A 20,437-nucleotide genomic window follows, 5' to 3' on the forward strand; every position below is an offset into this window, starting at 1 on the left:
CGTCAGTGCACCCCATGCGTCGTGTGGTCCGCCAGCCGCGCCAGGATATCGGCCTGGTGCACGTAGCCGACAAAACGTCCGTCACTGTCATTGCACAGCGCCCAGTCCTGACCGCACCCCAGCAATTGCGAAAACACCTGACGCAGGTCATCCCCAGGCTTGACCACCAGTTGCGCGGAGGAAGAACCGCCCTGCCGAGGCGGCACCTGGCTGGCCACATCCACCGAGCGCATCAGGCGCAGGCGCTTCATGATGCGGTCACCGCCCATGAAGCTGGCGACGAACTCGCTGCCAGGCCGGGCCAGTAGATCGTCCGGGGTGCCGAACTGTTCGATCCTGCCGTCATGGAATAACGCGACACAATCGGCCATCTTCATGGCCTCGTCGATATCGTGGCTGACAAACAGCACGGTCTTGCCGACCTGGCGCTGGATGCGCATGAACTCGTCCTGGATCACTTCGCGATTGATCGGGTCGATGGCGCCGAACGGCTCGTCCATCAACATCACCGGCGGGTCGGCCGCCAGGGCACGGGCCACACCAACCCGCTGCTGCTGGCCGCCCGAAAGTTCACAGGGGTAGCGCTTGAGAAACGTCGCCGGGTCCAGTGCCACTACTTCCAGCAGCTCAGCGGCGCGCCTGCGGCTTTTGCTCTTGTCCCACCCGAGCAGATCGGGCACCACGCAGATGTTGTCCTCGACGGTCATGTTGGGGAACAGACCGACCTGTTGAATCACATAGCCGATGGAGCGTTTGAGGGTGACGCTGTCCAGTTCGGCGGTATCGCGCCCGGCAATCCTGATGGTGCCGGAAGTAGGCGCAATCAGCCGGTTGATCATCTTCAGGGTGGTGGTTTTGCCGCAGCCCGACGGGCCTAGCAGGATGCAGATCTGCCCCTCGGCGACGCTCAACGAGACGTCTTCTACCGCGGTGATGGCGCCAAAGGTTTTGTTCAAGTGTTCGATCTGGATCATGTCGTAGCCTCTTTCAGTCGACCGGCTATCAGCGTGCTGGTGTTCAGGCCGCGGGGTGTCAGCAGCCGCTGCAGGGCGTACAGCGCATAGTCGGCCGCGATGGCGATCACGCTGATGACCAGGGCACCGGCCAGCAATTGTCGCGTATCGGTTTGCGTGATACCGCGAATGATCAGACTGCCCAGGCCGCCGGCGCCGATGTAGGCGGCAATGGCGGCGATGCCGATATTGATCACCGTTGCCATCCTGACGCCCGCCATGATCAGCGGCACCGCCAGCGGCAGTTCGACCTTGCGCAGGCGCTGCCAGGGGGACATGCCCATGCCGATGGCCGCTTCGCGCAAGGCCGGGTCGATGTTGGAAATCGCGGTGCTGGTATTACGGATGATCGGCAGCTGCGAATACAGAAACAGCGCAATGACCGCCGGTACGACACCGATTCCGTAGCCCACCAGGGACAGCACGGGAATCATCAGCCCGAACAACGCGGCCGAAGGAATGGTCATCAGCACGGCGGCGAAGGCCAGCACCCAGCGACGCAAGCCGGCGTGCTGGGAGATCGCGATGCCGACGGGCACACCGGTGAGGATCGCCAGACCGACGGCAAGCGCGACGATGAACAGGTGCTGCCCCAGCAGAAAGCTGATCAGGCCGTGATTGTCCAGAATGAAGCGCAAGGTTTCCATGGTTGCAGGGCCTTCTTCAGGTCATTGTTGTTGTGATTGGCACAGCGCCGAAAGGCGCGCTGAACCTGCCACGAACCTTACCCCGTCAGCGCACGGTATCTGCGCTGTATCCCCGACGAGCTATATCAAAAAATCGACGTTTCCGAGTGCGCCAGCGCCCGTATGACGAGGTGGCAAAAGATTAGCGCTGCCGGGTCATGCCCTGACATCAGGAATGGGTTTCATCAAATTTCCGCCGCTCCTCGCCGGGCGTGCAGCCCCATGTGCGCCGGTAGACATCGCCCAGGTGCGAGGCTGAAACGAAGCCGCAACGGTGGGCGATATGGGCGATAGGCTGGGCGCTCTCACGCAGCAGGCGGCGCGCTTCGTTAAGCCGCAGTTCCAGGTAGAATTTTTTCGGGGTCTTGCCGAAGTGCTGTTGCCACAGGCGCTCCAACTGACGATGGGACAGGTTGCAGCGCTCGGCGATCACCTCGATGCCAACCAGGTGCTCCAGGTTGTTTTCCATCGCGGCAATCGCCGCCGTGAGCCGCCGGTCGTGAACCCCGAAACGCCACTGGATCGACATGCGCTGGTGTTCTTCGGGCGCCCTGATTCGGGCATGCAAAAATTGTTCGGCGACGCCTGCAGCCAGCGGGTTGCCGAAATCCAGCGCTATCTGCGCCAGCATCAGGTCGATGGCCGCCGTGCCACCGGCGCAGGTCCAGCGGTTGTCATGGTTGACGTAGAGGTCGCGGGTCACTTCGATGAGGGGAAATTCCTCGGCAAACTGGCCGATGCATTCCCAGTGCAGGGTGCAGCGTTTTCCATCGAGCAAACCGGCGCGGGCAAGAATGAAAGTGCCCGTGCTCAAGGCGCCTACCGTTATGCCCCGGGCCGCCGCGCGTTGCAGATAGCGCAGCATCTTCGGCGGTTTCTGTGTCTCGATATCCAGGCTGGCCAGCACGAACACGCGGTCCAGCGCGGGGGCGTGTTCGATCGCCACCGTCTGCAGTTCCAGGCCACTGCTGGAGCACACCGGCCCACCGGTTTCACTCAGCAGCGTCCACTCATACAACCGTGTGCCGCGAAGCCGATTCGCCGCCCGCAGCGGCTCGCTGGCGCCAGCAAGCGCCATCATCGAGAACTGGGGAAGCATGAGCAAACCAATGTGCCTGGGAGTCGTCATCGCCGAATTCTCGTGTGGGCGCCCACCTGGGGAAACGTGTTTAAACCAGACCCGTGGCAAGCCCTAATGCCGCTCAGTTAAGCGCAGATTCCCTGCGGCGAGCAGGCTTGTCCTGCGTTGGGTTGCGCAGCAGCCCCAAAGCCAGGCGCTGAGCCGTATCAGGTACACCGCGTTTTGCTCGATTGGGGGCGCTTCGCACCCCAACGCGGGGCAAGCCCGCTCGCCACAATAAGCCCACAAAATTTCCTTAACTGAACGGCATTAGGGCAAGCCCGCTCACCACATTTGCAGACCCTGAGGATTGACGGCCTATTCAGCCGCGCGCACGAATCGCCTCATCGATGCTGTGGATCATGCTCTGGAACAGCGGATTGTCCACCTGATTCTGCTGGCCGTGCTGCATCTGCGCGATTAGCAGCACGCCCGCGCCGGCATCACCGGGATAGTGTCGATACAGCCGCTCGGATTCGGACGGCCTGTGCAGGGTATTGTCGGCGCCGTGGATAATCAATGCAGGCGCAAAGCCTGCTGCGCCTTCGATACCGCGCTCCGGGTCATAGGCGACACAGGCTTTGTAGGACTTTGCCGTCACGTGGCTGCAACCCGGCCAACGATCAGCACCGCCCGCCTCGGTATAGCTGCCCAACTGCTGGTCCACGTAGGCCTGGGTTTCGGGGTCCAGCGGATAAAAGCCCAGGCGGGTTGATTCGGTACCGATATCGAACGGCGGAATCGGTGCGTCATCCGGCAATTGCTGGATCGCCGCATCGGCCGCTTGACTGTCGGTGCGCAAGGCTTGCAGTTGACGGGTGCCGGTGTAGTTCATCGGCACCCAGAAGCGGATCTGCTCGTCCCCGGCTGCCGCGAGTTCAGCCACGGCGCCAAGGCTTGCCACCGCGCCCAGCGCCCAGGACGCCACCACCGGCATTTCACCGAAGGTCTCACGTACCCAGGCAACGGCGCCGAGGACTTCGTCCCGCTGGTCTTCGAGTATCACCCGGGTGATTTCCATGCCCTCGGCCTTGAGCGTGTTGCGTACGTATTTATTGGAAAAGAAGCCCGCCACGTCATAGGTCATCACGCGGTAACCCCGCGCTGCCAGCGCACGCCCGAACAACTGGCCGTACATGCTGACGCCGCCGGTGAAGCCCGAGTTGAAGACCACCGGTGGCAATGAGGTGGACGAAGCCGAATCGGGCTCGAACACCCAGCCCTTGAGGTTTAACGTTGCATCGCCATAGTGGACGGCGAAGGTCATTTCCTTGCTACGGATGCTGTTCATTACTGGGTATCCCGGACGGTGAAAAGGAGTGGCTCAGCAAGTGCCTCGCAGCAGCTGACTGACCGGCAGGCGGGTCGCCTCACCTACGTGCCGCGCAACGGCGTCGACAAACTCAAAGGCACTGGCCACGTCAAGACCGTGGGCATAGGGCACACCGTTTTCGTCGACTCCCACGTGCGGCGCATCGCTGGCTTGCAGCAGCAGCTTGTCGGCACCGACGGTGCGCACAATCTGCGTGACGAATTGGGCAGCCGTCTGCGGGTTGGTCGAGGTTCGATAACCCGGCCCCTTGAACCACACCGTACCGCGCCGTCGCGCTTCAGTGAGCAGCGCAAGATAGGCAGGCTCCATCGCGCCACGTTCGCCGTGGCAACTGCCCAGGTGATCGATGATGACCCGCACGGCTTGCGGCACCTGACGTAACACGCACAGAGTGGTCGCGGCTTCCTTTGCATAAATATGCACGTGCTGGTGCGGCAGCAACCGAGCGTAGAACGCCAACCAGTGCGCGGTGCAAAAGCGCGTCCCATGAATGCTTTCAGGCGGCGCATCGTGCAGCACGATACGCGCGCCAATAACCTGCGGATGAGCGAGGCGCGCGTGGGTTGCGTAGACCGGGTGCGCCTTGATCGTGCCGACCAGCCTTACACCGCCATACCGCAGGGGGTCGGCAGCCTTAAGCGCCTTCAGCTCATCGAATGAGGCGAACACATTGTGCGAGTCCGGCAGGATGCTCAGGTGAACATTGTTGATGACGGCGGGGAGCGTGCCGGCATCGATCAGCCGGTCCAGGTACGCCGTCAGCGGATGCGGTGCCGGCAAGCTGTAGGGCAACGAGCCTGACACGCGCTGAAGATCGGCTGACGAGTAGAAGTGAACGTGATTATCGAATCGACTGACGATGCTTGGGAGCGGCGGCTGCATGATGATCGTTCCTGCAAAGGTGCAGGAACAATAATCGTGGGAGGTGCCTGGCCGCTCCCGGCAATTCGACGGGGCTTATCAGATTCTCGCCATGCAAGGCAGCCTACCCGCGTCACCCGCCCACTTTGTCGGCGTAGGACTCAAAGAACCCGTCAGCCCTATCTTCCGTGTGATATTGATTTGCGGGTTTTGCGTCGATACGAAATGAAGACAAGTGCAAAATCGCTGATCAAGATCATCCGGCATTGCGCTGCGCGCGCAGGTTCTTTGTGAAGCCCCGCGCGTTCATGCCCAGCAGAACGCATTCGAGCACGATCAAGCCGTAGGCATTGGTATGCCAGCCCCAGGCCACCCACAACGTGTTGCTGAGGATGAAGCCCCAGAACGCGAGCATGCGTCGGCGCGGACGTTGCGAACCGATGAACCAGGCCGAAAGCACGGTCACGGCCATGGCGGGCCATTGCACCCAGTCAACCAGATCCACTTCTACTCCACCCCGAGCGCAGCGCTCGCTCCCGGACACGCGTCGACGCCAAGGCCGGGCACCAGCGTGGCCAGGTATTCGCCAAACCCTCCGCGACACTTGTAGTCGCGACGTGCGCTGGTGATCACCGGGTTGGTGGCGGTCCAGACGATGCGTGCACCGGTCCGTTCAAGATCTGCCACCAGGCGCACATCCTCGTGGGCAGCCAGGTGCTGAAAGCCGCCGGCCGTCAGATAGGCCTCGGCGCTCAGGCCGATGTTGGCGCCGTGGATATGGCGATGGTTTTCGATGAACTGGTACAGCGCCATGTACCGCGAGCGCACGGCTTCGTCGTGTTCACTCCAGCCATCCACGTCGACGGTGCCGCACACCGCGTCAGCCCCAAAGCCGATCTGGCGTGCCAGCCAGTCCGGCGGCACCACCGTGTCGGCATCCGTAAAGGCCAGCCAGCGCGCGCCGCGCTTCAAGAGCTGCTCGGCGCCTGTGGCCCTGGCCTTGCCGACATTGCGAAAGCACACGTCCAGGCGCTCTACCTGCTTTGCCGACACCTGCGCGGGCGTGCCATCCGAGCAGTCGTCCAGCACCACCAGAATCTCCAGCGTCTGACCCTTGAGGGCCGGATGCTCTGTGGCGCGCAACACGGAGTCGAGGCATTCGCCGATATAGTGCTCTTCGTTATGGGCAGGTATCACGATCCCTATCATTTACATTCCCTCCGACGTGTCCTGAGCAATCGACACTGTGCGTGAGCAGAAGGTTTAAAGAGTTTTGAACGTGCGGGTGCGCAGTCTTTCCAGGCAGTACATGGATGCCAACAGGATGCACACTACGATATTTGCATTGAACGATCGCCCGCGCCGCGGGCTCTACCGCTTAGCAAGATTGCCCCTATCACCTGAGGTAACTCCGCATGTCTTACGACTATCAAGGTCCTGCCAGCGTTATCACCGCGTCGCGCCACCTGGGCACCGAGGCCGTTGAACGCCTGAATGAGTCGGTTGATATCCAGATGACCGGCAGTGGTAAACCGACCATCGTGCGCCTGAGTTTCCAAACGCCGCTGCAGTGGCCGGGTCACCCCAACCATGTGACCGTCAACCTGCCTGATGGCACCACCGTGGGTGGTGTGATCGTCGAGATTGAACGGCCAAATGACGGGCCAGGCTTTGTCACCTTCACCGTGGACGATTGACGTCTCAGTTATTTTGAATCTTCTGTGAGGTCAATCATCTGTTACTCATGAGCATAGGGAGGTCTCATGAAACGCAACGATTTATTCACTATTTACTACCAGCTGCACGGTGACCCCAAGTCCTTCATCGTGCGGGCATCGCAGATGAACAATGCCGAAGCCTGGCATTGGGCAAGCTGCGATGCAGGGGTGGCTGTGATACCCAGGTTTGGTCAGCAGAACCTCAAGCGTGTCTCCCGCCCCACGGCCGAGAAATACGGCATCACTGATGTGCAGTGGAGCAGCGCTACCGAGATTAATTGGGCACAGAGCGTTACATCATGAACAGTCAGACACTCAATCGCAGCACCAGCCCCAGCCATACCTGGGATGACGAGATCGCGCAGAACACCGCCCTGTTCTTCGAAGCCGACCGACTGGACGCCCTGGCGTACCAGTTGATCGAGTCCTACGGCGGCGATCCGCTCACCTGGGCACGTTTTACCGAAGCGAAAAAACTCGCTGATACCCAGCGCACAGCGGCGTATCGCGAATGGATGCGCATTCAGCGCGCAATGCGCACGTAGCGCGAAGCTTGCACCAAACAGGGACCTTGACCGGTTCCGGCCGATGCCTGGGAGTGCCTGATGCTCATCTACCCCAAGAGTCACTTCCAGCCCTACACCCACGCCAGTGGCGGATGGGGTTCTGCCCAATCGGTAATGCGCATCCTGTGGCGCGAACAGGCGCTGGGTAAAGCGCCGGCGGCATTGCTCAAACAGAACAAGCCGGACGGCTTCGCCTGCGTGAGTTGCGCCTGGGCCAAACCCGGCCGTCCCCATGCGCTGGAGTTTTGCGAGAACGGCGCCAAGGCCACCGCCTGGGAACTCACCTCACTCAAGACCGACCCGGCCTTCTTTGCCGAGCATAGCCTCAGCGAGCTGCGCGAATGGTCGGACTATGCGCTGGAGCAACAGGGTCGCCTGACCCACCCCATGCGCTACGACCCCGTCACGGACCGCTACCGCGAAACCTCCTGGGCAGAGGCCTACCGCGACATCGGCGCGCAGCTCAAGGCCATGGACCCGGACAGCGTGGTGTTTTATGCCTCGGGGCGTGCGTCGCTGGAAACCTCGTTCATGTATCAGCTGTTCGCCCGCGCCTACGGCAGCAACAACCTGCCCGACAGCTCCAACATGTGCCACGAAAGCACCTCGGTGGGTTTGCAGGAGAGCATCGGCGTGCCGGTGGGCACCGTGACCCTCGACGATTTCGAGCACACCGACTGCCTGTTCTTCTTTGGCCAGAACGTCGGCAGCAACAGCCCGCGCATGCTGCACCCACTGCAGGATGCACGCCGGCGCGACGTGCCGATCATCACCTTCAACCCCTTGCGCGAGCGCGGCCTGGAGCGCTTCGTCAACCCGCAGTCGCCCAGAGAAATGCTCACGCCCGAGTCGACCCTGATCAGCACCCAATACCACCAGGTCGCCATTGGTGGCGACACGGCGGCCATCACCGGCATCGCCAAGGCGTTGCTGGCCATGGATGACCAGGCCACCGAGCACGGCACGCCGGCGGTGTTGGACTATGACTTCATCGCCAGCCACACCGAAGGCTTCGAGGCGTTCACCACCTACGTACGCGGCTGCGACTGGGCGCAACTGGAACGCCAGAGCGGGCTGACCCGTGGCGCGCTGGAAGCCGCCGCCACCGTGTATGCGCGCAGCCAGCGCGTGATGCTGGTGTATGGCATGGGCATCACCCAGCACCGACACGGCGTGACGAACGTGCAGATGCTGGTCAACCTGCTGCTGCTGCGCGGCAATATCGGCAAGCCGGGCGCGGGCATCTGCCCGGTGCGCGGCCATTCCAACGTGCAGGGCCAGCGCACCGTGGGCATTACCGAAGACCCGAAGAAAGTCCCGGTGGACCTGATCGAACAGCACTTCGGTTTCAGCGTGCCGCCGCACAAGGGCCTGTGCACGGTGGATGCCTGCGAAGGCATTCTCGACGGCCGTGTGCGCGGCTTCATCGGCCTGGGCGGCAACTTCCTGCGGGCGATTCCCGACACCTCGCGCATGGAACCGGCCTGGCAAAATCTGCAGCTGAACGTGCAAGTGGCGACCAAGCTCAACCGCACTCACCTGCTGCCCGCGCGCGCCATGTGGCTGCTGCCTTGCCTGGGACGCATCGAAATCGATCGCCAGAACGGCGTGCCGCAGCTGTATACCACCGAGGACAGCACCGGCTGCATCCACAGCTGGCGCGGCAATGCCGAACCGGTCGGGCCGCAGGTGCGCGCCGAAACCAGCATCGTCGCCGGGCTGGCCATGGCCACCCTCGCCAACGGCTGCACCATCGACTGGCAAGCCTGGAACGACGACTACGCCAGGATCCGGACCGCCATCGCCACGGTCTATCCGAAGATTTTCCACGACATGGAAACCCGCATGGCCGAGCCCGGCGGCTTCCATCGCCCGATTGCCGCCGCGCAAAGACAGTGGGAGACGCCCAGCGGCAAGGCGCAATTCGTCACCCCCGTGACCCTCGCCGAAGACGATGACGTCAACCTCGCCGAACCTGACCGCGATGTGCTGCAACTGATGACGCTGCGCAGCAACGATCAGTTCAACACCACCATCTATGGGTTCGACGACCGTTTTCGCGGGGTAAGCGGCACCCGTGAGGTCATTTTCCTGCATGCCAACGACATCGTGCGCCTGGGGTTCGCGGCCGGCCAGCAGGTCATGCTGACCACCGCCATCGAGCCTGCGGTAAAGCGCCAGGTGGGGCCGTTCGAGATCATCGCCTACGACATTCCCGAAGGCTGTGCCGCCGCGTATTACCCTGAATGCAACCCGCTGCTGCCGCTGTGGCACCACGCCGAACGCAGCAAGGTGCCGGCCGCCAAATCGGTGCCGGTGCGGCTCAGCGCGAAAAGGGTAAACGGCCACTGAAGGTGGCCGCAAGGCGCTTGCCTGCTGCACGCAGGCAAGCGGGGGTTTATCGCTTAACTCAACACCACATCGCGCATTGGCGGGATATAGCCGTAGTCATAGGCTTCGCGCACAAACGAGCGGTCGCCGTGCAGCTCGATTCTGACGGTGGGCGCCTCGGTGCCGCCGATGCGGAAGTCGCCATCCTGAGTGGGGACGCTGTCGATGAATGACGTCACCAGGCCGTTGGGCATCACGCAATGCGAGTAGGTCTGGAAAGGCTGCGCGGGTGGATTGCCGAGCACCAGCCCGGAGGCGTTCATCGGGCGGTACGGGCCGAACAGGTGTTCGCTGACAAAGCCGTACACGCCATCCGGGCCGGTAACGCCGTCGGCATAGGTGAACTTGTGGCTGATGGTGAACAGGTAGTATTTGTTGTCCTGGAATACGTAATGCGGGCGTTCGGTCTGGTCGTTGACGCCAACTGCCGTCACCAGAGGCGGCAGTATTTCCCACTCTTCGCCCGTCAGGTCCTTGGCCACGGCGATGCCGATACAGCCCACCTGAAAACGCGCGCCGCCGACTTCTTCATGCCCCGGCGGGACCAGGCCCATTTCATCAGGGCCGACCGTATGAGTGCCGCGCTCGCCGGCTACATTGCCTTCGAACACCATATATAACTTGCCATCCTGCGGATCGATAAACGGGCTCGGGTCACGAAAGTTCCACGTCGCGTTTTGTGCTTCGGTTTGATAATAAGTGCCGTCTGCCGCAAATAAAAACTTCACCTTATTGAAATTGACAAGTTGCACGCCTTCTTCACTTGTCACGATCTGGCCTTTTACTTTGGCAATGGTCGCACCCGGCGTAACACAGGTGTAATACAGGTCAATATCACCGTTGTTATTTAACAGAATAGGCGTGCCTGCCCATTCCCGGGTGGTGGGCGACACACCTTCGGCCATGACGCGGCCGCCGAAAATCCAGTCCTTGCCGGTGCGTGAATACCAGTAGCAGATGCGCGCGTGGCCATGCCGATCCTCCCAGTCGCGCTTGATGTCATAGCGCCCGTTGGCATCGATAAACTGCGGGTCGTGGGGGCGGCGGTCGGCGGTGAGCGTGAAGATCACCGACCAGCCATCGACGGAAACCACCGCGCCGTCGAGGTCGCGCAGGGGCATGGTGTCCCAGATAAAGACAGTGTCACTCATGACGGGGAAGTCAGGCCGTACTAACGGTTGCGTGGTAGTCGGGTCATTTTCATTGACTTTCAGCGCATCAGCCCGGGTCCAGCGTGTGGGTGTGTGATTCGCAGGTTTCATGTTGATGTCCTTTTACTGACGCTCAAGTGACAAGCGGTATTTGAATTCAAGGCGCACGATGACTTCGAATGATTAATGGCATTCAGTCCAACAGCGCTAATAGTGCGAAACAAGGTTTAACATAGAACTTGCAACAGGCATTATGAAAAATTATTTAAGGAGTCAAAGGCCACCATCTACAACATGGCAAGTTGATGGCCTTGAGCAACTACTTACAACTAGATCAATCAAGATTGCTATATAACCAACGCGGCCGCTACAGCAAAAATTCCGCCCTGATCAGGGTGCCGCCGCCCTCGCGATTGCTGGCGGTGATCGACCCGCCATGGGCCTGGCAGATCGCGCGGGCGATGGACAGGCCCAGCCCGCTGCCGCCGGAGTAACGGGCACGGGAGCGCTCCGCACGCCAGAAGCGATCGAACACGCTGTCAAGGTGCTCGGCTTCGATGCCCGGCCCTCGATCCGCGATCTCGATCACGATGCGCGCCTGGACCTGCTGCGCGGTGATGGTCAACGCGCCGCCACCGGCCGCGTAGCGCAGCAGGTTGTCGATGAGGATGTTGAGCACCTGGCCCAGGCGATCGCGATCGGCATTGATCGACAACGTGCGGGCAATGCTGACGTGGGTCTTGATGGCGGCCTCGTCCAGTTGCGGCTGGAACCACGCCAGGCGTTCGCTCACCAGCGCTGCCAGGGAGAACTCGCCGCGCTCCAGCACCAGCCGCCCTGCCCTGGCCATCGACAACAGGTGCAGGTCATCCACCAGTTTGCGCAGTTGGTCGAGCTGGCGCTTGACCATACTCAGTTGCACGGCATCGCTGGGGAACACCTCATCGAGCATCCCCTGCACCCGGCCCATGGCTGCGTTCAACGGGGTGCGCAACTCGTGGGCGATCACCGCGCTGGACTCGCGCACATCGCGCTCGTAGCGCTGCAACTGGGTCGTCATGCTGTTGAAGTCGCCGATCAAGCGGCGCAGTTCGTCCGGTGTGTGCGGCTGGATCGGCAGGCGTGTGAGGAAATCCCCCCCGGCGACCCGTCGCGCGCCCTGGGCAATCGCCGAGAACTGGCTGGACAAGGGCCGCGAAAACCACAGGCCAAAGAAAATAATGATCGGAATGGCGACCAGCACCAGGCCGGCGAGGATCAGCCAGTCGCGATTGGCGATGTCCGGCTGGAAGAACTCCACCGGGTAATACTCGGCCACCAACTGACGCAGGCGCACCTCGTTGAGTTGCGGCTCGGCGCGCAGTTGCAGCAACTCCTCGCGCGCTTCGGGCGGCAGGTGCTGGAGGAAATACCAGTCCGACACCCAGAAGTTGATCCACATGCACAGCGCAATCACCACCACCGCGCCAATCGCCAGCAGGCTCATGCGCATGCCCACCCAGCGCCACAGGGGTTTGTCGTTGACGCGAGACGTCTCAGTCATGGCGATTACCGGAACCGATAGCCAATGGAGCGTACCGTCACCAGCACGCCGGCGATGCCATGGGTTTCCAGTTTGCGCCGCAGGTTATGCACGTGGGCATCGACCACGCGGGCCAGCGCTTCGCTGTCGGGCAGGCAGATTTCCAGCAACTCGTCGCGGGTGAAGGCCTTGGACGGGGTCTTGAGCAGGGTCGCCAGCAACTTGAATTCGGTGGGCGTGAGGTCCAGCCACTGCGGCGGCGCGTCACGCTGTTCAATCGCGGCGGTGAAGGCGTCGAGGTCCACCCGCAGGTTCTGGTGCCGCAGCACCTGCTCCACTGGCTGGCTGGCGCCAGTGCGCCGCAGCACCGCATGCACCCGCGCCACCACCTCGCGCGGGCTGTAGGGCTTGACCACGTAGTCGTCGGCGCCATAGCGCAGGGCACCGAGTTTTTCCGGCTCGTCGCCCATGGCCGTGACCATGATCACGGGTGTGTCGCTGCTGCGGCGCACGGCGGACAACACGTCGGTGCCACTCAGGTGCGGCAGCATCACGTCGAGCAATATCAGGTCCGGTTGCCAGCTTTTGTGCAGGTCAAGCGCGCGCCGGCCATCCTCGGCCAGGGCCACCTCGAAGCCGTCGCGGCGCAGGTAGGCTTCGAGGATATTGGCGCTGTCGGCGTCGTCTTCGACAATGAGGATACGTTTTCCTGACACAAAGAAGCCTCTTGATGAAACCTTGATAATTCACGAACGGTTTATTGAAAGTCCGCTGTCAGTATCGCCCTACCCCGACTTTCGCGAACCGATGCTATGCCGACCACCGCACCGCTGTCCAAGCCTATCAAGCTGCCTGAACGCCTCTGTGCGGTTTTGCTGCTGAACGGCGCGCTGACTGCTTGTTCACTGGCGCCTGCCTACCAGACGCCAGCGCTGCCAGTGCCGGGCAGTTGGACCGACGCACCGGTAACCGCCCTGGCGCCCACCACGCAAAACCCCGTGGAGCCGCTGTCCGGCGAAGAAACACAACTGCTGACCGGGCTGGATAGCTCGGCGCAGTTGCCCCATTTGGTTGAGCAGGCGCTGGCCTACAACCGCGACCTGCGCCTGGCGACATTGCGCGTCGAACAGGCCCGCGCCGAGTACGGCCTATCTCGTGCCGAGCGCCTGCCCACCGTCGGCCTGGGGCTGCAACGCAACCGCCAGCACCTGCACGACCAGGCCGCCGACGAGCGCTACGGGCAGGACATCGCGGTGGCGTCCGTGGGCATTGCGGATTTCGAACTGGATTTTTTCGGCCGGGTCCGCAGCCTGTCCGACGCGGCCCGGCATGACTACCTGGCCACACGCTACGGCGCCCTTGCCGCGCGCAAGGCGTTGATCGTCGAGGTGGCGCGCCTGTATTTGCAGGAGCGCTTGCAGGCCGGCATCCAGCTCGATACCCAGACCCTCCTCGAGCACCAGAACCAGCTGCTGCACCTGATCGACGGCCAGCAACAGGCAGGCCTGGTGGCCCAGGACACACTCGACACGCAACGCCTGCAGGTGCGCCGCGCCGCGCTGCAAGCGCAGGACGCGCGTGCCGGGCATGAGCGCGCCGTGCAGGCGCTGTCGTGGGTCAGCGGCTATCAGGTGGCCCCTTCAACGGCGGCCACCCTCGGCCCCTCGGTGGACCTGAGCACCCCGCCATGGCTGGTCGACCTGCCCTCGCAACGGCTGCTGCAGCGCTTCGATGTGCGCCAGTGCGAAGAGGCACTGCGCGCCGCCAATGCCAACATCGGTGCCGCCCGTGCGGCGTTCTTCCCGTCGATCACCTTGAGCACCGGCGCCGGCATCGCCAGCCCGCACCTGAGCAGCCTGTTCGCCTCCGGCAGCGGTGCCTGGCTGTTCACGCCGCAACTGAACCTGCCGCTGTTCGATGGCGGGCGCAATCAGGCCAACCTCGACCTGGCCCACGTGCGCCAACAAGCGGCCGTCGCCCAGTACGAAAAGACCGTGCAGGACGCCTTCCGCGACATCGCCGACCTGCTGAGCCAGCGCCGGCAAGCCCTGGCCGATGCCGCCACGCAGGTCGAGGTGGCGGCCTTGACGGCAGCGCAGGTCAGACGTGTCGAGCAGCAGATTGCCGTCGGTGCGGCAGCGCAACTGGAGCAGCCGGTCGCCGCGATTCGCCTCGCCGAGTCCACCCTCCAGCTGCGCAACGCCGCCTACCCCGTGTTGTTCAATCGCCTGGCGCTGTATCGCGCGCTGTCGGGCGCACCGTTGGCCTCCTTTGCAGACAGGGTTTCACCATGAACGTGAGCACCTCCCCGCTTCGCCTCTGGGCCCATTGCCTGCTGCTTGGCCTGACCTGCCTGGTGGTGGCAGCCTGTTCGCGCGAGGAGCCGCTGCCGGAGCCGGCCGTGAGGTCGGTGAAAGTCACCCGCGTGCACGCTGCCGATGCCGAGGGCCTGCCGTTGACCGGCGTGGTGCGCCAGCGCCAACGTGCCGAACTGGCCTTTGAGGGCGCGGGACGCCTGGTCGCGTTGAACGTCGACGTGGGCGATACCGTAAAGCAGGGCCAGGTCCTTGCGAGCCTGGACAGCGCAGTGGTGCAACTGCGCCTGAAGCAGGCGCAGGCCAGCCTGTTTGCCAGCGTCGCGCAGACCGGCGAACGCAAGCGCAACCGGCTGCGCCAGCAACAGTTGTTTGCCCAGGGCAGCGTCGCCGCCAGCGCCGTGGAGCAAGCCGAAACGGCCTGGCAAGCGGCCGTCGCGCAACAGGCCGCGGATGAAACGGCGCTGGATCTGCTGCGCCGCGATCAGCGCCAGGGCCAGCTTGTTGCGCCGTTCAACGGGCGCATCGTGGCGCGCACGGCGCAGCTGTACAGCGAGCTGTCGCCGGGTCAGGTGGTGATGGAGCTGGAGGCCGCCGATGCTGCGCAGGTCATCGTGCCGATCCCGGTGGAACAGGCCATCGGCCTCAAACCGGGGGATCGCGCGGTCGCCACCGACCCGAGCGCGCCCGGCTCAAGCCTGCCGCTGGTGCTGGAGGGCCTGTCGATGCGCGCGCAGAACGGCGTGCTGCAAAACGCGCGCTTTCGCCTGCTCGCCAACGACCTTGCGCTGCCCAGCGGCGTGAACCTCACAGTGAATCTGGTGAGTGGCGCGCCGCTGCCGCTGTCCATTCCGACCCAGGCGCTGCGCATCGGCGCCGACCCCAGGCAAGTGCAGGTATTCGTGTATGACCCGGCCCAGGGCAAGGTCACGCTGCGCGACATCCGCATCGGCCTGATCGACCAGGGCCGCGTCGCCATCGACGCGGGCCTTGCGGACGGCGAACAGGTGGTGACCACCGGCGTTGCGTTTCTCGATGACGGCCAGCCCGTCAACCTGCTGCCATCTTCCAGCCGCTTGAGCGTCACCCAATGAGTAACCTGACCCTGCATGCCTTGAATGCCAGCCGGCTGACGTTATTCAGCGCCCTGCTGATGCTGCTGGCGGGCGTGGCCACCTTCCTCGGTTTCCCGACCCAGGAAGAACCGTCGGTCACCCTCCGCGATGCACTGGTGAGCATCCAGTTCCCGGGGCTGCCCAGCGAGCGCGTGGAAGAACTGCTGGCGCGGCCCACCGAAGAAAAACTGCGCGAGTTGCCGCAGATCAAGACCATCGCCACCACCCTCCACCCCGGCAGCGTGATCATCCAGGTGACCGCCCGCGACGACGTCAAGGACCTCGGCGTGCTGTGGCAACAGGTGCGCAACAAGGCGACCGAGGCTGGCGCGGGCTTTCCGCCCGGCACCCAGGGGCCGTTTGTGGACGACAATTTCGGTCGGGTCGCCGTGGCCTCCATTGCCGTCACCGCGCCCGGTTACAGCATGAGCGAGATGCGCGGGCCGCTCAAACGCCTGCGCGATCAGTTGGGCGGCTTGCCCGGCATCGGCCAGGTGACGTTACACGGCGTGCAGGAGCAGCAACTGTCCATCGACTTCAACCCGCAGCGCCTGGCGGGGCTGGGCCTGTCGCCACAGCAGCTGTTCCAGCAGTTGCAGCAACAGAACGTGCTGGCGCCCGGCGGCATCGCCGAGATCGGCGGGCAGAGCACCACCCTCACGGTCAGCGGCGAACTGCTCGGCGTGGAGCAACTGCGCCAGTTACCGATCCAGTTGCCGGGCGCCGCCGCCGGCGCGCAGTCGGTCGCGCTCGGCGCCATCGCACAGGTGTCGGTGATGGCCGCCGACCCGCCGCAGACTGCCGCGATCTATCAGGGTGAAGACGCGGTGGTGCTGGCCGTGTCCATGGCCGCCGGGCAGAACATCCAGCAGTTCGGCGCCGCGCTGCGCAGCCGTCTGGCGCAGTTGGAAGCGCAATTGCCGCTGGGGTTCGCCACCCATATGGTGACGTTCCAGGCGGATGTGGTCGATCAGCAGATGAGCAAGATGAAGCACGTGATGATCGAGACGGTGGTCATCGTGATGGCGGTGGTGATGCTGTTTCTCGGCTGGCGCACCGGGCTGGTGGTGGGCGCCATCGTGCCGTTGACCATTCTCGGCACCTTGATTGCCATGCGCATGCTCGGCGTCGAACTGCAGACCGTGTCGATTGCGGCGATCATCCTCGCCCTCGGTTTGCTGGTGGACAACGGCATCGTGATCGCCGAGGACATCGAGCGTCGCCTGCATGCCGGCGAGGCACGGCGCCAGGCCTGCGTGGAGGCCGGACGGACCCTGGCGATTCCGTTGCTGACTTCGTCACTGGTGATCGTGCTGGCGTTCTCGCCGTTCTTTCTGGGCCAGACCAGCACCAACGAATACCTGCGCTCACTGGCCATCGTGCTGGCGCTGACACTGCTCGGCTCGTGGCTGCTGAGCATCACAGTGACGCCGCTGCTGTGCCTGTATTTCACCAGGGCCGCGCCCAACGAGGCGGCGGACGAGGGTTACGACAGCGGCTTTTACCGTGGCTATCGCACCGTGATCAGCCGCGTGTTGCAGCACAAGCTGCTGTTCCTGGCGGCGATGCTGGTGCTGCTGGCCGCCGCCGTGTTCGAGCTGATGCGCGTGCCCTATGACTTTTTGCCGCAGTCGGACCGTTTGCAGTTCCAGGTGCCGATCACCCTGGAGCCGGGCAGCGGTTCGCGCAAGACCCTGCAAAGCGTGCGCGAGATCAGCGTGTGGCTGAGCAAGGAGCCGGCGGTGGTCGACAGCATCGGCTACGTCGGCGACGGCGGGCCGCGCATCGTGCTGGGCCTCAACCCGCCGCTGCCGGCGCCGGAGACCGCGTACTTCACCGTCAGCGTCAAGGCCGGCAGCGACCTCGACGCGGTGATCGCCAACGTGCGCCGCTACCTGCTCAAGCAACACCCGGAACTGCGCGCCGAGCCCAAACGGTTTTCCCTGGGCACCACCGAGGCCGGCGTGGCGATCTATCGCGTCATCGGCCCGGATGAAAACGTATTGCGCAGCCTCGCTGCGCAGATCGAAGCCGCCCTGCTGCACGTGCCGGGCACCCTGGATGTGCGCGACGACTGGAGCACACGGCTCACGCGCTACACCGTTGAGGTCGATCAGCCCGGCGCGCGGCGCGCCGGCGTGGACACCCAGGCCATCGCCCAGGCCCTGCAACTGCATTTTGGCGGCCTCCAGGTTTCGTCCCTGCAGGACGGTGAAACCCGCGTGCCGCTGGTGGTGCGCGAGCCGGCGCCGGTGAGCGGCGCCGCGCCCGACCTGCGCGGCATTCTGGTGTATCCGGCCGATGGCTCGACGCCCGTGCCGTTGACGGCGATTGCACAGATTCGTGCGTCCAGCGAGCCGTCGACCCTGGTGCGCCGCAATGGGGAGCGGGCAATCACGGTGGTCGGGCACACCCCGGGATTGACGGCCACCTCCATCGTCGAACGGCTCGCGCCGCACGTGGCCGCCCTGCGCCTGCCGCCCGGCTACCGGATTGAGCTGGGCGGCGAGATCGAAGATTCGGCGGAGGCCAACCAGGCGCTCCTGCAATACCTGCCCCACGCGCTGGTGGCCATGCTGTTGCTGTTTGTCTGGCAATTCAATTCGCTGCGCAAGGTGCTGATCGTGGTCTCGGCCATCCCGTTCGTGTTGATCGGCGTGGCCGCCGCGCTGCTGATCACCGGCTACCCGTTCGGCTTCATGGCCACGTTCGGTCTGCTGTCACTGGCGGGGATTATCGTCAACAACGCGGTGCTGCTGCTCGAACGCATCGAAGCGGAACTGCAGGACGGCCTGGCGGTGCACGACGCGGTGGTGAATGCCGCCGTCAAACGCCTGCGCCCCATCGTCATGACCAAACTGACCTGCATCATCGGGCTGGTCCCGCTGATGCTGTTTGCCGGGCCGCTATGGGAAGGCATGGCGATCACCCTGATGGGCGGCCTGGCGCTTGGCACCCTGGTCACGCTGGGACTGATCCCGGTGCTTTACGTCATGCTGTTCACGCAGCGCAGGATTCCACACACAGAGGCGACAACACGATGAACGTTCTGCTCAAGGCAACGCGCGGTATCCAGCAATTATCCAAAGGGGCCGTGCTGCTTGGCGCGTTGTCGGTGAGTCTCGGCGCCCTCGCCTCCACCACACACACCGGGGCGTTCGTGCACCCGGGCCTGTTGCAGACTCAGCAGGACTTCACGCGCATCCGCGAAAAAATCGTCAACCGTAACCATCCCTGGCTGGAGGGCTGGCAGAAGCTGATCGACAACAGGCACGCGTCACTGACCTGGCAAGCCAACCCGGTGCCGGTGGTTTACCGTACCTCCGGCGGCCCCAACAACTACAACAAACTGTTCAACGACGCCGCGGCAGCCTATGCCCTGGCCCTGCGCTGGCAGATCTCCGGCGATGCGGCCTATGCCGACAAGGCCGTGAGTATCCTCGACCAGTGGGCCTCCACCCTCACCGGCATCGAGGGCGAAAACGGCAGGTCCCTGGCGGCAGGCTTGTACGGTTACCAACTGGCCAATGCCGGGGAAATCCTGCGCGGCTACCCGAAATGGAAGGCTGAGGACTTTCACCGATTTCAAAGCATGATGCTCAGCGTGTTCTACCCCATCAACCATGACTTCCTGGTCCATCAGGACGGCATGCTGCCGGATCACCACTGGGCCAACTGGGACTTGGCGAACATGAATTCGATCCTGGCCATCGGCGTGTTGACCGACCGCCGCGATCTCTATAACGAAGCCATCGACTACTTCAAGCACGGGGCCGGCAACGGCGCCATCGAACACGCGGTGTGGAAGCTCTACCCCGAGGGCCTGGGCCAGGTCCAGGAAAGCGGCCGCGACCAGGCCCACACGATGCTCGACATCGCCCTGCTCGGCAGCTTCTGCCAGATGGCCTGGAGCCAGGGCGACGATCTGTTCGGCTACCAGAACAACCGCGTGCTGCAAGGCGCCGAGTATGTAGCCAAGTACAACCTGAACCATGAAGTGCCGTTCACCCCATTTATCAACAGCGCGTTCAAGCAGAAGGTGATCTCGCCCGACAAGCGTGGCGATATCCGCCCGATCTGGGAATTGCTCTACAACCACTACGTGGTACTCAAGGGCCTCAACGCGCCCTATGTGAAAGCCTTCGCGCAAAAGGTCCAGCCCGAAGGCGGCGGCGGCGACTACGGCCCCGACAGCGGCGGTTACGATCAGTTGGGGTATGGGACCTTGCTGTATTCGCTGGGGGAGTATGGTTTGAGCAAGGCTGAACTGGTGCCGTGAGGCAGGCGTTGTGGCAATCGAGCTTGGTATAGGGAGCAGGTTTGCGTGGCAAGCGGGCTCGTTGTGGCAAGCCCTAATGCCGTTCAGTTAAGCGCAGATTCCCTGTGGCGAGCAGGCTTGTCCTGCGTTGGGCTGCGCAGCAGCCCCAAAGCCAGGCGCTGAGCCGTATCAGGTACACCGCGTTTTGCTCGATTGGGGGCGCTTCGCACCCCAACGCGGGGCAAGCCCGCTCGCCACAATAAGCTCTTTAGCCACAGCGCCGGTTTGCCCGCAACTGAACGGCAGCTGAAGAACATCGCAATCAGCTTCAAACCATTTGATAAAGCCGTCCGGGTATTTGGATGATGGCCGGCCTGCGGTAGGCCAC

Annotated in this window: 18 protein-coding genes; 8 read left to right on the plus strand and 10 right to left on the minus strand. The window is 63.4% G+C overall.

Annotated features, from left to right (window positions below; all coding sequences use genetic code 11):
- Window positions 1-2: 2 nt before the first annotated feature.
- The 7 genes from ACXX81_RS12610 to ACXX81_RS12640 form a co-directional block, all read right to left on the minus strand.
- Window positions 3-974, minus strand: a complete 972-nt coding sequence (locus tag ACXX81_RS12610; protein ID WP_458571786.1) for an ABC transporter ATP-binding protein — start codon at window positions 972-974, stop codon at window positions 3-5.
- Entirely contained in the window at window positions 971-1,660 is a 690-nt protein-coding gene (locus ACXX81_RS12615; RefSeq protein WP_322213310.1) for an ABC transporter permease, read from the minus strand. Before ACXX81_RS12615 ends, ACXX81_RS12610 begins: the two co-directional genes overlap by 4 nt.
- Window positions 1,661-1,868: 208 nt before the next feature.
- A complete protein-coding gene (locus ACXX81_RS12620) occupies window positions 1,869-2,798 on the minus strand; it encodes a GlxA family transcriptional regulator (protein ID WP_231421783.1) in 930 nt (309 codons plus the stop codon).
- 343 nt (window positions 2,799-3,141) lie between these two features.
- On the minus strand, window positions 3,142-4,110 hold the full coding sequence (locus ACXX81_RS12625) for an alpha/beta fold hydrolase (RefSeq protein ID WP_458571787.1): 969 nt from the start codon (window positions 4,108-4,110) through the stop codon (window positions 3,142-3,144).
- 33 nt (window positions 4,111-4,143) lie between these two features.
- Window positions 4,144-5,034, minus strand: a complete 891-nt coding sequence (locus ACXX81_RS12630) for an amidohydrolase family protein (protein ID WP_458571788.1) — start codon at window positions 5,032-5,034, stop codon at window positions 4,144-4,146.
- 235 nt (window positions 5,035-5,269) lie between these two features.
- The gene (locus tag ACXX81_RS12635; protein WP_003235658.1) at window positions 5,270-5,518 is read right to left on the minus strand and encodes a hypothetical protein; all 249 of its coding nucleotides are present in this window, start codon (window positions 5,516-5,518) and stop codon (window positions 5,270-5,272) included.
- Between the two features lie 2 nt (window positions 5,519-5,520).
- A complete protein-coding gene (locus ACXX81_RS12640) occupies window positions 5,521-6,222 on the minus strand; it encodes a glycosyltransferase family 2 protein (protein ID WP_209981102.1) in 702 nt (233 codons plus the stop codon).
- Window positions 6,223-6,428: 206 nt separating this feature from the next.
- On the opposite strand from ACXX81_RS12640, the gene ACXX81_RS12645 reads away from it, so the two are divergent.
- The 4 genes from ACXX81_RS12645 (at window position 6,429) to ACXX81_RS12660 (ending at window position 9,649) form a co-directional block, all read left to right on the plus strand.
- A complete protein-coding gene (locus tag ACXX81_RS12645) occupies window positions 6,429-6,710 on the plus strand; it encodes a hypothetical protein (protein WP_209981101.1) in 282 nt (93 codons plus the stop codon).
- 66 nt (window positions 6,711-6,776) lie between these two features.
- A complete protein-coding gene (locus tag ACXX81_RS12650) occupies window positions 6,777-7,034 on the plus strand; it encodes a DUF6555 family protein (RefSeq protein WP_209981099.1) in 258 nt (85 codons plus the stop codon).
- Entirely contained in the window at window positions 7,031-7,276 is a 246-nt protein-coding gene (locus ACXX81_RS12655) for a hypothetical protein (RefSeq protein WP_458571789.1), read from the plus strand. Before ACXX81_RS12650 ends, ACXX81_RS12655 begins: the two co-directional genes overlap by 4 nt.
- 60 nt (window positions 7,277-7,336) lie before the next feature.
- The gene (locus tag ACXX81_RS12660; protein WP_231421779.1) at window positions 7,337-9,649 is read left to right on the plus strand and encodes an FdhF/YdeP family oxidoreductase; all 2,313 of its coding nucleotides are present in this window, start codon (window positions 7,337-7,339) and stop codon (window positions 9,647-9,649) included.
- A 53-nt stretch (window positions 9,650-9,702) separates the two neighbouring features.
- Here ACXX81_RS12660 and ACXX81_RS12665 read toward each other — a convergent pair whose 3' ends face one another.
- The 3 genes from ACXX81_RS12665 to ACXX81_RS12675 form a co-directional block, all read right to left on the minus strand.
- On the minus strand, window positions 9,703-10,950 hold the full coding sequence (locus tag ACXX81_RS12665) for a glycoside hydrolase family 68 protein (protein WP_209981092.1): 1,248 nt from the start codon (window positions 10,948-10,950) through the stop codon (window positions 9,703-9,705).
- Between the two features lie 256 nt (window positions 10,951-11,206).
- Window positions 11,207-12,382, minus strand: a complete 1,176-nt coding sequence (locus tag ACXX81_RS12670) for a sensor histidine kinase (protein ID WP_209981090.1) — start codon at window positions 12,380-12,382, stop codon at window positions 11,207-11,209.
- A gap of 5 nt (window positions 12,383-12,387) precedes the next feature.
- Window positions 12,388-13,077, minus strand: coding sequence for a response regulator (locus tag ACXX81_RS12675; RefSeq protein ID WP_209981087.1), 690 nt, complete (start codon window positions 13,075-13,077; stop codon window positions 12,388-12,390).
- A 96-nt stretch (window positions 13,078-13,173) separates the two neighbouring features.
- Between ACXX81_RS12675 and ACXX81_RS12680 the strand changes: the two genes are divergently transcribed.
- The 4 genes from ACXX81_RS12680 to ACXX81_RS12695 are packed head-to-tail and all read left to right on the plus strand — an operon-like array spanning window position 13,174 to window position 20,070.
- Window positions 13,174-14,655: an efflux transporter outer membrane subunit gene (locus tag ACXX81_RS12680; RefSeq protein ID WP_458571790.1), complete on the plus strand. Its 1,482-nt coding sequence runs from the start codon at window positions 13,174-13,176 to the stop codon at window positions 14,653-14,655.
- Window positions 14,652-15,770, plus strand: coding sequence for an efflux RND transporter periplasmic adaptor subunit (locus ACXX81_RS12685; RefSeq protein ID WP_458571791.1), 1,119 nt, complete (start codon window positions 14,652-14,654; stop codon window positions 15,768-15,770). Before ACXX81_RS12680 ends, ACXX81_RS12685 begins: the two co-directional genes overlap by 4 nt.
- Entirely contained in the window at window positions 15,767-18,835 is a 3,069-nt protein-coding gene (locus tag ACXX81_RS12690) for an efflux RND transporter permease subunit (protein ID WP_458571792.1), read from the plus strand. The genes ACXX81_RS12685 and ACXX81_RS12690 overlap by 4 nt, the downstream gene beginning before the upstream one ends.
- Window positions 18,832-20,070: an alginate lyase family protein gene (locus ACXX81_RS12695; protein WP_209981079.1), complete on the plus strand. Its 1,239-nt coding sequence runs from the start codon at window positions 18,832-18,834 to the stop codon at window positions 20,068-20,070. The genes ACXX81_RS12690 and ACXX81_RS12695 overlap by 4 nt, the downstream gene beginning before the upstream one ends.
- Window positions 20,071-20,437 lie beyond the last annotated feature (367 nt).

The organism is Pseudomonas sp. GNP013, from assembly GCF_054343995.1.

Bases quoted from the DNA above. Each gene is read 5' to 3' on its own strand.
- ACXX81_RS12610 (WP_458571786.1), bottom strand. From the start codon at position 974: ATGATCCAGATCGAACACTTGAACAAAACCTTTGGCGCCATCACCGCG.
- ACXX81_RS12615 (WP_322213310.1), bottom strand. From the start codon at position 1,660: ATGGAAACCTTGCGCTTCATTCTGGACAATCACGGCCTGATCAGCTTT.
- ACXX81_RS12620 (WP_231421783.1), bottom strand. From the start codon at position 2,798: ATGCTTCCCCAGTTCTCGATGATGGCGCTTGCTGGCGCCAGCGAGCCG.
- ACXX81_RS12625 (WP_458571787.1), bottom strand. From the start codon at position 4,110: ATGAACAGCATCCGTAGCAAGGAAATGACCTTCGCCGTCCACTATGGC.
- ACXX81_RS12630 (WP_458571788.1), bottom strand. From the start codon at position 5,034: ATGCAGCCGCCGCTCCCAAGCATCGTCAGTCGATTCGATAATCACGTT.
- ACXX81_RS12640 (WP_209981102.1), bottom strand. From the start codon at position 6,222: ATGATAGGGATCGTGATACCTGCCCATAACGAAGAGCACTATATCGGC.
- ACXX81_RS12645 (WP_209981101.1), top strand. From the start codon at position 6,429: ATGTCTTACGACTATCAAGGTCCTGCCAGCGTTATCACCGCGTCGCGC.
- ACXX81_RS12650 (WP_209981099.1), top strand. From the start codon at position 6,777: ATGAAACGCAACGATTTATTCACTATTTACTACCAGCTGCACGGTGAC.
- ACXX81_RS12655 (WP_458571789.1), top strand. From the start codon at position 7,031: ATGAACAGTCAGACACTCAATCGCAGCACCAGCCCCAGCCATACCTGG.
- ACXX81_RS12660 (WP_231421779.1), top strand. From the start codon at position 7,337: ATGCTCATCTACCCCAAGAGTCACTTCCAGCCCTACACCCACGCCAGT.
- ACXX81_RS12665 (WP_209981092.1), bottom strand. From the start codon at position 10,950: ATGAAACCTGCGAATCACACACCCACACGCTGGACCCGGGCTGATGCG.
- ACXX81_RS12670 (WP_209981090.1), bottom strand. From the start codon at position 12,382: ATGACTGAGACGTCTCGCGTCAACGACAAACCCCTGTGGCGCTGGGTG.
- ACXX81_RS12680 (WP_458571790.1), top strand. From the start codon at position 13,174: ATGCCGACCACCGCACCGCTGTCCAAGCCTATCAAGCTGCCTGAACGC.
- ACXX81_RS12685 (WP_458571791.1), top strand. From the start codon at position 14,652: ATGAACGTGAGCACCTCCCCGCTTCGCCTCTGGGCCCATTGCCTGCTG.
- ACXX81_RS12690 (WP_458571792.1), top strand. From the start codon at position 15,767: ATGAGTAACCTGACCCTGCATGCCTTGAATGCCAGCCGGCTGACGTTA.
- ACXX81_RS12695 (WP_209981079.1), top strand. From the start codon at position 18,832: ATGAACGTTCTGCTCAAGGCAACGCGCGGTATCCAGCAATTATCCAAA.